Here is an 11,435-nt window from a genome sequence, read left to right as displayed (position 1 = left end):
ACGTAATCTTTGTCCGCAATTCATCCCATCGCTAACTAACGTATAGCGTGGGACTTCTTGCGGCGAACAAGTTAAATTGACTGATTCTTCGGCTAAAAAAAGTCAACCTAATCTAACTCAAACCCAAGAAATCGCTTTTATTGCGCCCAATATAACGGATTATTTACAATTAGCGCAAGGTGTACGCCAAGATGTTGAAGCGATCGTTTTAGATAGTCAGAGTGATGCAGTTGAACAGATTACAGAAATTCTTTCACAACGTCAAGGAATCAAAGTTATTCACCTAATTTCGCATGGGACATCGGGAAAAATTGCTTTAGGGAATAGTATTTTAAGCAAAGAAACAATATCTAGTTATGCGCCTCAACTGATGCAATGGGCAAAAACTTTAACCCCAGATGCCACCTTATTAATTTATGGTTGTGAAGTGGCACAAGGAAAAGAAGGACGCACACTAATTCATCTGTTGAGTGAGTTGACAGGATTACACATTGCTGCATCGACCACGAAAATCGGTGCAAGTGTATTAGGCGGAAATTGGCAACTAGATACGACGACTTCACCACTAACAGTACAATTAGCGTTATTGCCAGTGGTAATGGAGAATTATCAAGGTGTTTTCGTCTCTGGTGATGAATTTCTGGTCAATACTTACACCACCTCCGATCAACTATACTCATCAGTGACCGCCTTAAATGATGGAGGATTTGTCGTCACTTGGTCTTCATTGGGGCAGGACGGCGGTGGTTATGGCGTTTATGGGCAACGCTACAATGCTCTTGGAGTGGCAGTTGGTTCGGAATTTCGGGTCAATACTTTCACTAACTCCGATCAAAAATACTCATCAGTCACCACCTTAAGTGATGGAGGATTTGTCGTCACTTGGTCTTCATCGTTGCAGGAAGGCAGAAATTATGGCATTTATGGGCAACGCTACAATGCTCTTGGAGTGGCAGTTGGCAATGAATTTCGGGTCAATACTTACACGATGTCCGAGCAACTATACTCATCAGTCACCACCTTAAGTGATGGAGGATTTGTCGTCACCTGGTCATCATCCGGTCAGGACGGCAGTTTTTATGGCATTTATGGGCAACGCTACAATGCGCTTGGTGCGACAGTTGGCAATGAATTTAAGGTCAATACTTACACCATCTCCGATCAACAAAACTCATCAGTCACCGCCTTAAATGATGGAGGATTTGTCGTCACTTGGTCTTCATCTGGTCAGGACGGCAGTGGTTCTGGCATTTATGGGCAACGCTATAATGCTCTTGGATATGCAGTTGGCGATGAATTTCGGGTCAATACTTACACCACCTCCAATCAACTATACTCATCAGTGACCGCCTTGGGTGATGGAGGATTTGTCGTCACCTGGTCATCATTGGATCAGGACGGCAATGATTTTGGCATTTATGGGCAACGCTACGATGCTTCGGGTGCGACAGTTGGCTCGGAATTTCAAATCAATACTTACACCACCTCCAGTCAAATTTACTCATCAGTGACCGCCTTGGGTGATGGAGGATTTGTCGTCACTTGGTCTTCATTGGGTCAGGACGGCAATAGTTATGGCATTTATGGGCAACGTTTTAGTGCGGATGGTGCATTAAGGGGATCAGAATTCCGAATTAATCAAACAACTGCTGGATCTCAATTGTCTGATACACGGAATAACGGAACCTATACAATCGATACCCTCGCCAATGGCCAAGTAATTGCGACTTGGGAGGGAAATGGTTCGGGTGATACTTCAGGAGTCTATGCCCGTATCCTTGATTTTGATTACGATCCGACTAATATTACCCTAAGCAACAATAACATTGCTGAAAATCAAGTCAATGCTTTAATCGGCTCTCTCAGTACAAGCGATCTAAACCAAGACGATACCCACACCTATAGCATTGTTAGCGGATTTGGTAACGATACAGCTTTTAGCATCAGTGGCGATCAACTTTACACGAATGGCAGTTTCGATTACGAAACCCAGAACACATATACTGTTAGAATTCGTACCACTGATCCCACTGGCGCATCCTACGAAAAAGACTTGACAATTAATGTCACAGATGTTAATGAAAACTCAGCCCCAGTTGTCACGAATCCTGTTACAGCAACTGCCACCGAAGATGATGCCGCGTTTACTGTTAATCTTCTAACAGATGCTAGTGATCCCGATGCTGGAACGACTTTAAATGTTTCTAATCTAACTCTCACAGGTGGTAACGCCGCAGGAATTACCATTAGTGGCAATACGCTTGATGTTAATCCCAATGCCTACAATAGCTTAAATGTAGGTCAATCATCCATAATTACCTACAGCTATGATGTAACAGATGGCTCATTTTCTGTTCCTCAAACCGCAACAATTACCATTAATGGTGTAAATGATGCAGCAACGATTACAGGAACATTATCTACATCTGTTACAGAAGATGATAGTGATCCTAATTTAACAGCAACGGGAAACCTAACCATCAGTGATCCTGATACTGGAGAAGACCAATTTAGTACAAATGTAACAGGATCAGGTAACTTAGGCAGCCTCAGCATCACCAGCGACGGTGCATATACTTACACCGTTGTCAATAGTGCCGTACAATACTTGGGTGCAGGTGGAACGAAAACCGAAACCTTTACCGTATCAAGTGTCGATGGAACTACTCAAGACATCACCATTACGATTAACGGTCTTGATGATAATTTATCACCTGTTGCGCTCGATAATACAGCAACGGCGGTTGTTAATTTTCCAATAAACATTTCAGTATCTACATTACTAAGCAATGACACTGATGCCGATGGAGATGTCTTAAGCATTACCAGTATCTCTAACATCACTGGTGGTACAGCAACCCTCAACGATAACGGAACACTTCTGGATAAAACCGATGACTTTATTACCTACACGCCTTCAAGTGTGGGTAATTTCAGCTTAGACTACACCGTAGACGACGGCAATGGTGGAAATGATATCGGTACAGTTCAGATAACTGTATTAAGAGAACTCTTGGGAACTTCCAGCCGAGATACCCTGAGTGGCAGTAATAGTGATGATATCATCAAAGCCCTAGCCGGTAGAGATCTTGTCTATGGTAATAGCGGAAATGATCGCATCGAGGGCGGTCTTGGAAATGATACCATTTATGGCGGTGACGGTGATGATTTCATCCAAGCTGGTGATGGAGATGACCTGCTATATGGGAACGCGGGCAATGATACCATTTATGGCGGCAATGGTCAAGATACTTCCTATGGCGGTGACGGTAATGATCTTCTTTTTGGGCAGTTAGGTAATAATATACTGGTAGGCGGTGGTGGAAGTGATACCCTTTATGGCGGTTCACAAGTTAACCAAATAGTTTATCAGCAAATAAGCGATCGCGGCACAGCAATAACGGGTGATCAAATTAAACAGTTTGATACGAGCCAAGATAAGCTTATTCTAACGGAATTATTCGACAATATCGGCTATAGTGGCAGTAATCCCGTAGCTGACGGATATTTACGCTTGCGCCTGTCAGGAAGTAGTACCTTATTAGAGATTGACGCTGATGGTGGGGCTAATAGTTTCGTCAGAATGGCGACTCTGTACAATGTTACTGCATCTAATCTCGACATTGATACAAATGTAATTATTTAGTCTCCGTAGGGGTTTGATACAGTAATCAGTAATCAATCAAAAAAACTTTTATACTGATTACTGGTAACTGATGAATGATGACTGTAGAGACGTAATATATCACGTCTATCTTCCTACTTGTAGGATTAAGCTCGTATAATGGAATCAACGACAAGCCTAGCCGCAAGCTCAAACAATGTCTAAAACACCTAAATTATTACTGGTTGATGATGAACCTGGAGTACGAGAGTCAGTTCAAGCCTATTTAGAAGATAGCGAAGAATTCGACGTTGAGGTCGCCAGTAATGCAAATGAAGCTTGGGAATTTCTCCAAAAAAATACCCCAGAGTTAGTCATTTCTGATATCATGATGCCTCAAGTCGATGGATATCAATTCTTACAAAAACTCCGCAATGATGCGCGTTTTCAGGCGATACCCGTCGTTTTTTTAACCGCTAGAGGCATGACGAGCGATCGTATTGAGGGTTATAATGCGGGTTGTGATGCGTATTTGTCTAAACCCTTTGATCCTGATGAACTTGAAGCTATTGTCAAAAATTTATTAGAACGTCGTCGCGTCAGTGTTAATGCAAATAGTGAAAGCGCTAAACTCGAAGAAATTGCCCAAGAAATCAAAGAAATTAAACAACAACTTGGACAACAACAAACTTTTACAACGACTCCTTCTCCCATTAAAATAGATTTGACTCCCAGAGAACAAAGTGTTTTAGACTTAGTGGCTGAAGGTTTGATGAATAAAGAAATTGCGAGTCGTTTAGATACCAGTGTGAGAAATGTAGAAAAATATGTTAGCCGTCTTTTTAGTAAAACTGGAACAAATAGCCGAACTGAATTAGTTCGTTTTGCCCTAAAACATGGTTTAACCAAATAAATGTCTTATAGTGATTTCACCCTTGCCAAAATCTATCAATACTGCCAGAGAATAAATTCTCTGTCTGATAGTTCAAGTCGGTTAAAACCGACTCCCCTTAATCAGTTTTTTAGTTTGCGCACTGCCAGAGAATAAATTCTCTGTCTGATAGTTCAAGTCGGTTAAAACCGACTCCCCTTAATCAGTTTTTTAGTCCGTTTTAACGGACTTTAGCTAGTAGACAGTGAATTCATTCACTGACTTAATTCCGTCGTTTTCGTTTAACAATATAACTACCGGGGCGACGTTCCTTTGTACTAGATTTTCCCGTTCCCCCTAATTCTTGACTCACTTGCATAAAAACATCCCGACGCAAATAAGGATATTCTCCCACCCAGAGATTTTGTTGTGGTAGATAAACATCTGTTATCTTAGAAATGGTTTCTAAATCAGGTTGTTTGGATAAGACCAATAATTCGGCAACGACACCAGGACGAATTCCTTTATAGATGCGACGTAAAGGGGCTTGTACTGTAACCTTAAACCCAGATTGATCCCCTACTAATAGATTAATCCGTTTTTCCATATTTTCAATAATAACCAGATCACCGCGTTGATTAACGGTTTCCTCTTCTGAGACTAACTCGTCAGTAATAAACGCATCCAAAACCCTACCACGCCAAAAACCAGAATAAGGAATACGACGATAAATATTATTTTTGATACTGGCTAAATAAACAGGACACCATAACCAATATAAGCCCGCAATAATATCTAAAATTATTTTAATCGTAAAGCCGCCAGGCCCGAATAAATTTCCCACTAACCAAGTGATAGTTAAAGCAACCACCGAAATAAGTAAGCGTCTCAACAAATCTGACCATTTACCCCAATAATAACCGTACTGCGGTCCAGTAGCAATAATGGGGATAATTTGTTCCAAGGTTTCACGGGTGAGAGGAAACAGCATATTAGGTTTTAAGTGTTGGATATAGTAGAGACGAGTCATGGCGCGTCTTTACAAATGTTAAAGGATTTTTTCTAAACCATAAACCAGAGTTTTGAGTTGAGTCACTTTACGAATGGAGAGTAACACACCAGGCATATAACAGGACCGATCGCTGGTATCATGTCTTAGTGTGTAAATTTCCCCAGGTGCGCCAAAAATCACCTCTTGATGGGCTATTAAACCAGGTAAGCGTATACTGTGAATGTTAATATTCTCGCCAACAATACCGCCTCTAGCCCCTTGAATTGTTTCTTTTTCCTTGACTTTTTGCGGATTATATGCTTTACCGATTTCGGATAAAAGTTCAGCCGTTTTGATAGCGGTTCCACTAGGTGCGTCGGCTTTTTGGTTGTGGTGTAGTTCGATGATTTCTACGTGTTCAAAATATTGGGATGCTTGCAAGGCGGCTTGTTGTAAGAGTACCATGCCGATACTGAAATTGGGAATAATTAGACAACCTGTACTGGCTTTTTCGGCGAAGTCGGCAAGATCTTTAATTTGTTCGGGAGTTAGTCCAGTTGTACCAACTACGGGACGCACCCCATAGGCGATCGAACTCCGCACATTATCGTAAACCCCGTCAGGATGGGTAAAATCGACCATTACGCCTTGTACTTTTTCTTGGGTGGCCAGCACCAAAATACTTTGTAAATCGTCTAAAACAGGCACTTCTAACGCCCCACAGCCCGCAATTTCACCGATGTCCTCGCCGCGATATTCGGGGTTGCGATCGACTGCACCGACTAACATCAGATCATCTGCATTAGCGATCGCTTTAATTACTTCTCGTCCCATTTTACCAGCCGCGCCGTTGACTACTACAGGTATCGGTGCATTCATCGTCATTGTTGTAGATTGATTCTTCCTAGGTTCCTTTAGCAATTGTAGACGAATTAACTACCCTTTTGAGGCTTGAGGACTCCAACCTCGAATGATATTAGGATGAATAGCAGAAGTAGGAAATAAATCTTTAAAAAGAGTACGACGTTTTTCCGCAGGTTCGTCAGCCATGTTCCATAAACTTTCATAGAAGAAAAACGAAACACCAGCAAAACCATTTTCACGAGCGATTGTAACTTGTTCAGTAATATTTTTTCGATTAACAGGACGACCTTTTAAACCTGCCAGAATACCGATTCCTACAGGAATACGAGCTTTAGCAATTTGTAATTCTTTCGATTGTAATTCTCTGAGATAGTCCTCTTTTTTAGAGCGATACACTTGAATCACTAATTCATCAATTAAACCCTTTTTTTCCCATTTATGCCAATCTGCAAGATAGGATTCTAAAGAAAAAGCTTGAGGATTAGGAGAAACTGAAATAATTACCTTAGAAGTCCGAAGTCTTATCGTTTGAACTAATTGCTCCATATATTCTGTTATTTTATCTGCTCTCCATTGAATCCAATCTTTATCTAAATGATTAGTAGGTGGTAATTTTCCTTGATGTTCTTGTTGATAAAGTTGTACAGTGAGTGGATCGTAACCAAAATCAGACGGATAACCAAAATGATCATCAAATTGAATCCCATCAACATCATAATTATCGATTAATTCAAGGACTAAATCTGTAATAAATTTCTGAACATTTGAATCAAGAGGATTTAACCAAACACGCTGATGCACCTTTCCTTCTAACCAAATGGTACTTTTATCTTTACGTTGGGTTAACCATTCGGGATGACGTTTTGCTAATTCCGAGTCTGCGGGTGCCATAAACCCAAATTCAAACCAAGGAATAACCGTCATTCTTTTGCGATGTCCTTGATCTAAAATTTCTTGCAGGATATCTCTTTTTTGCAATGATTCAGTGGGATCTATTTCTATTCCAATCGCTTGTTTAGCGACTTTACTGGGATATAAAGTGTAACCCCAATTCCACACTGTCGGATAAAGGGTATTAAAATTCAGTTCTTTAAGAGTAACAATTGAGTCGGATAATTTTTGTTCGCTAAATAAAATATCACTATCAATATTCGTTAACCAAACTCCTCGCAGTTCCGATGATTGAGATACAGGGAACGATAATAGTTTTGGCGACTCCAAGCTCATTAATAAAACTAGGCTGAGGAAAAAAAGAAAAATATATCGAAATCGATGAAACATATAGATATTGAGAAAAAGATACTGATCTAGTGATTGTTAACTGAGGGTTTCTGTTCCTCCGGCTTCAGTAATTAGACTATAATACTATATGAATAAATTCTGTTAAAGAAAGATATCCTATGTTATCCACTGCAATTGATGAAGTAATCAAAATAATGGAAGTACTGCCAGTTGAGCTTCAAAATCAACTTGTAGAACATCTTAGAGAATATGTTACTGATTTACAAGATGATCAAAAATGGGATGAATCTTTTGAGAGAACACAAGATAAATTAATTATGGCTGCTAAACGCGCTAAACAAGAAATTGCCGAAGGTAAAGCAGTAGAACTAGACTATAATTTACTATGAAATCTGCTGTACTTCCTTCTTTTTGGATAGAGTATCGTCAATTAAACGAGCCAATTAGACAAAGTGCTAGAAAAGCATATCGTTTATGGTCAGAAAACCCTTTTCACCCGTCATTACATTTCAAATGTATTAACACTAAGGAGGGAATTTGGTCGGTACGAATTACTAGAGATTATCGGGCAATTGGTATATTAGAGGGTGATCTAGTTACTTGGTTTTGGCTCGGTAATCATGATGATTATGAGCAATTTTTTTCATAAATATAATTACTGATTTGATAAACTTCTGGGATCTAAGGCATCGCGTAAACCATCTCCTAATAAATTAAACGCCAAAACTGTCAGAATAATTAATATAGCTGGTGGCCAAATTAACCAAGGTTGCAAAACAATAATTGATGCTTTTGTAGCGACAGATAATAAATTTCCCCAACTCGGATCGGGTTGTTGAATTCCTAAACCAATTAGACTTAAAACAGATTCTGAGGCAATAAATCCAGGTACGGCTAAGGTTGCCGAAATAATAATATAACTGGCTGTTTGGGGCAGAATATGGCGTATAATAATATACAGTGGATTTGCTCCTATTGCTTTTGCCGCTTGAATAAATTCTTGTTCTTTGAGTGATAAAACTTGTCCGCGAATTACTCTTGCTAGTCCAGACCAACCGATAAAAGATGTGATTAAAACGATTAATAAAAATCGTTGTGCGCTACTTAATCCCTGTGGCAAAACTGCGGCTAAAGCTACTAAAAGATAAATTCCTGGAATGGTCATTAAGACTTCGACTAAGCGCATTAAAATAGCATCTAACCAGCCACCAAAATAACCAGAAATTCCGCCGATTAGCATTCCTAAAGGAAAAGATATCGCTACACCAATTAAACCGATAAATAAACTAATTCTACCCCCAAATAATAAACGACTAAATAAATCTCTACCCTGTTCATCTGTTCCCAGTACATTAATATATCCTTTTCCGATTGTTCCAAATAAATGACGGTCGAATTTAATCCCTTGAAAGAGTGTTACTTCTTCAAAACTTGGCGGTAAAGGAAGGCGAATTTGTAAGAGTTGATAGGGTGTTCCTTTAGTAAATAATCTAATGGGTGAGGGTTGCGTAAAATCTTCTAGTATTTTGCGATCGCCTGTTTTTAAATCCGTTGGACTTTGGGTAGTAGGATAAACATGAGGCCCGATCCATTGTCCCTTTTTTTCCCCTCCTTGTACCTGAAAATAGAGCCTCGTTGGCGGTAATAAAGAGCCATCAAGTTGTGATGAATAACCATCATAAGGAGCAATAAAATCAGCAGCAATTACCATTATATAGAATACTAATAATAGAATTGCACCAAAGCGAGCCAAAGGATTATTTTTAAGTTTACGCCACCAGTCCATAATAATTCATTTCTCTATAGACATTAATCGATTTTTCGGTACGGGAATAGAACGACCATTTGCTTGAGCAGTTTCAATCCATTCTTGTATAATTATTTCAGCATTTTTGACAGCTTCTTGATAAGTTTGCCCATCAGCCATACATCCCGCTAATTCTGGAACTTCAACAATAAAAGCGTTGTCTTCTTCACTCCAATAAATTACTAATTCATATTTAATCATCTTGATTTACCAACTGATACTTAATGATTAAGCTTCTAACTTGTTTAACTTGATAAGATTTAGCTTTTGCTCCTTTGGGTTGTAAGTTAATTATTTCCTCTACATTTTTTTGACTAAATATATAATGATCTCCTTTAATTCTCTCCTCAAAACCAAAGCGTAACAAAAGTTGACGCAATTCAGAAAAATCTATATTTGCATCTGATGTACCACTTAAAATCTTTTGACGTAGCTTTTCATATTTTCCCATTGATGATTAACTAATTGCGATATTAACTTTTTTTCTCAGGTTTAAAAGACTATCATACGTCATAACCAAACAAATTAGGGTTAACTTCTTTATTCAAGTCTAAATCATCGAGTCCGTATTCTTGCCAACGTCGAGACACCATTGCAGCAATACCAGAATCTGATTCTAACGGTTCTCCCCATTCGTGTTCGGTTTCGGGATACATTTTCGTCGTTGCATCTATACCCATTCTCCCACCTAAACCGAGTTTTTGACTGGCAAAATCAAGGGTATCAAAAGGAGTATCCGGAAGAATAAAAACATCTCTAGAGGGGTCAACCTTGGAACTAATAGCCCAAACCACCTGACGCGGGTCACGGATATTGATATCTTTGTCTACAACAATAACAAATTTAGTATAAGTGAACTGGGGTAAGGCACTCCAAAAGGCTAAGGCTGCGCGTCTGGCTTGTCCAGGGTATGCTTTATCTATAGAAATAATGGCTGCTTTGTAACTTAACGCTTCCATCGGTAGGAAAAAATCGGTAATTTCTGAAACCTGTTGTCTTAGTATTGGTGTATAGATGCGGTTGAGTGCGATCGCCATCATTGCTTCTTCTTTCGGGGGACGACCGCTAAAAGTAGTAAGATAAATGGGATCTTTGCGATGAGTCATGCAGTGAAAGCGAACTAAGGGCGAATCTTCCACACCGCCATAATATCCCATATGATCCCCAAATGGCCCATCGGGTAGGACTTCACCAGGGGTAATGGTTCCTTCTAAGACTATTTCTGAGTCTGCGGGAACTTCTAGATCTACGGTTTTGCATTTGGCTAATTGTACCCCAGAACCGCCATATAATCCCGCAAATAACCATTCTGAGAGATCGACGGGAATAGGTGTCGCTGCGGCCATAATAATCAGAGGATCTACACCCAATGCGATCGCTATTTCTAATTTTTTCCCTTGTTCTGCAGCTTTCCTGAGATGTCTTGCACCTCCGCGCACGGATAACCAATGAACGGTCATAGTATTGTTAGACTGGAGTTGTAAGCGATATACCCCCACATTCGGTGTACCTGTTTCGCAATCTTTGGTAATGACTAAACCCAGAGTAATAATTTTCCCTGCATCATTGGGATAGGGTCGAATCATAGGAATTGTATTTAGATCAAGATCATCCCCTTCTATAACCACTTGCTGACAGGGAGGAAAAAAACTTTTACTCGGTTTAGCTTTCAGGACATCGAACAACACTTTACCAAAATTGATCGCTTCTTTTAGTTTTTTCGGGGGTTTGGGTTGTTGCAAAAGAGCTAGTTTTCTGCCTAAATCTTCTAATTCTTCGGCTTTTTCCAGATTCATCGCCCAGCAGATGCGTTCTACTGTACCCATCAGGTTTACAGCGACGGGAAACGATGCACCTTTAACATTTTCAAATAATAACGCAGGGCCACCGACTTGTAACATTCGGTTTGAGATTTCAGCGATTTCTAAGTCTGAGTCTACCAAAGTCTTGATGCGTCTCAGTTGTCCTTTTTCTTCGAGTAGTTTGATAAATCCCCGTAAGTCTCTGGCCATTTTGATTAAGTTTTGTTTCAGGTGGTCTGTTCTTTATTTTATCT

The 11,435-nt window shown here is 39.8% G+C and carries 11 protein-coding genes; 4 read left to right on the top strand and 7 right to left on the bottom strand.

Annotation, left to right across the window (positions count from 1 at the left end; translation table 11 throughout):
- Positions 1–76: 76 nt before the first annotated feature.
- Complete coding sequence (locus C7H19_RS21630) at positions 77–3,646, top strand: DUF4347 domain-containing protein (RefSeq protein WP_106458994.1); 3,570 nt, start codon at positions 77–79, stop codon at positions 3,644–3,646.
- A 175-nt stretch (positions 3,647–3,821) separates the two neighbouring features.
- The gene (locus tag C7H19_RS21625; protein ID WP_106458993.1) at positions 3,822–4,517 is read left to right on the top strand and encodes a response regulator transcription factor; all 696 of its coding nucleotides are present in this window, start codon (positions 3,822–3,824) and stop codon (positions 4,515–4,517) included.
- A 241-nt stretch (positions 4,518–4,758) separates the two neighbouring features.
- Here C7H19_RS21625 and C7H19_RS21620 read toward each other — a convergent pair whose 3' ends face one another.
- The 3 genes from C7H19_RS21620 to C7H19_RS21610 are packed head-to-tail and all read right to left on the bottom strand — an operon-like array spanning position 4,759 to position 7,611.
- Positions 4,759–5,466 (bottom strand): phosphate ABC transporter permease, encoded by a 708-nt coding sequence (locus tag C7H19_RS21620; RefSeq protein WP_106458998.1) that lies wholly within the window; start codon positions 5,464–5,466, stop codon positions 4,759–4,761.
- A gap of 57 nt (positions 5,467–5,523) precedes the next feature.
- On the bottom strand, positions 5,524–6,351 hold the full coding sequence (dapB, locus tag C7H19_RS21615) for a 4-hydroxy-tetrahydrodipicolinate reductase (protein WP_106458992.1): 828 nt from the start codon (positions 6,349–6,351) through the stop codon (positions 5,524–5,526).
- A 51-nt stretch (positions 6,352–6,402) separates the two neighbouring features.
- Entirely contained in the window at positions 6,403–7,611 is a 1,209-nt protein-coding gene (locus C7H19_RS21610; protein ID WP_106458991.1) for a glycoside hydrolase family 10-like protein, read from the bottom strand.
- 119 nt (positions 7,612–7,730) lie between these two features.
- Between C7H19_RS21610 and C7H19_RS21605 the strand changes: the two genes are divergently transcribed.
- Together C7H19_RS21605 and C7H19_RS21600 are read left to right on the top strand one after the other, a co-directional pair.
- Complete coding sequence (locus C7H19_RS21605) at positions 7,731–7,961, top strand: hypothetical protein (RefSeq protein ID WP_106458990.1); 231 nt, start codon at positions 7,731–7,733, stop codon at positions 7,959–7,961.
- Positions 7,958–8,221 carry a ParE family toxin-like protein gene (locus C7H19_RS21600; RefSeq protein ID WP_106458989.1) on the top strand — a complete coding sequence of 88 codons (264 nt, stop codon included), beginning with the start codon at positions 7,958–7,960 and terminating at the stop codon, positions 8,219–8,221. The genes C7H19_RS21605 and C7H19_RS21600 overlap by 4 nt, the downstream gene beginning before the upstream one ends.
- A 6-nt stretch (positions 8,222–8,227) precedes the next feature.
- Here C7H19_RS21600 and C7H19_RS21595 read toward each other — a convergent pair whose 3' ends face one another.
- The 4 genes from C7H19_RS21595 to C7H19_RS21580 are packed head-to-tail and all read right to left on the bottom strand — an operon-like array spanning position 8,228 to position 11,391.
- A complete protein-coding gene (locus C7H19_RS21595) occupies positions 8,228–9,358 on the bottom strand; it encodes an ABC transporter permease (RefSeq protein WP_106458988.1) in 1,131 nt (376 codons plus the stop codon).
- Between the two features lie 6 nt (positions 9,359–9,364).
- Complete coding sequence (locus tag C7H19_RS21590; RefSeq protein WP_106458987.1) at positions 9,365–9,580, bottom strand: type II toxin-antitoxin system HicB family antitoxin; 216 nt, start codon at positions 9,578–9,580, stop codon at positions 9,365–9,367.
- The gene (locus C7H19_RS21585; protein ID WP_106458986.1) at positions 9,573–9,830 is read right to left on the bottom strand and encodes a toxin HicA; all 258 of its coding nucleotides are present in this window, start codon (positions 9,828–9,830) and stop codon (positions 9,573–9,575) included. The genes C7H19_RS21590 and C7H19_RS21585 overlap by 8 nt, the downstream gene beginning before the upstream one ends.
- A 52-nt stretch (positions 9,831–9,882) precedes the next feature.
- The gene (locus C7H19_RS21580; RefSeq protein ID WP_106458985.1) at positions 9,883–11,391 is read right to left on the bottom strand and encodes a UbiD family decarboxylase; all 1,509 of its coding nucleotides are present in this window, start codon (positions 11,389–11,391) and stop codon (positions 9,883–9,885) included.
- Positions 11,392–11,435 lie beyond the last annotated feature (44 nt).

Source organism: Aphanothece hegewaldii CCALA 016, from assembly GCF_003007785.1.
Lineage (GTDB): Bacteria > Cyanobacteriota > Cyanobacteriia > Cyanobacteriales > Microcystaceae > Chroococcus > Chroococcus hegewaldii.
The sequence above is the reverse complement of the archived record's forward strand: the minus strand, read 5'-3'. Positions and strand labels throughout refer to the sequence as shown.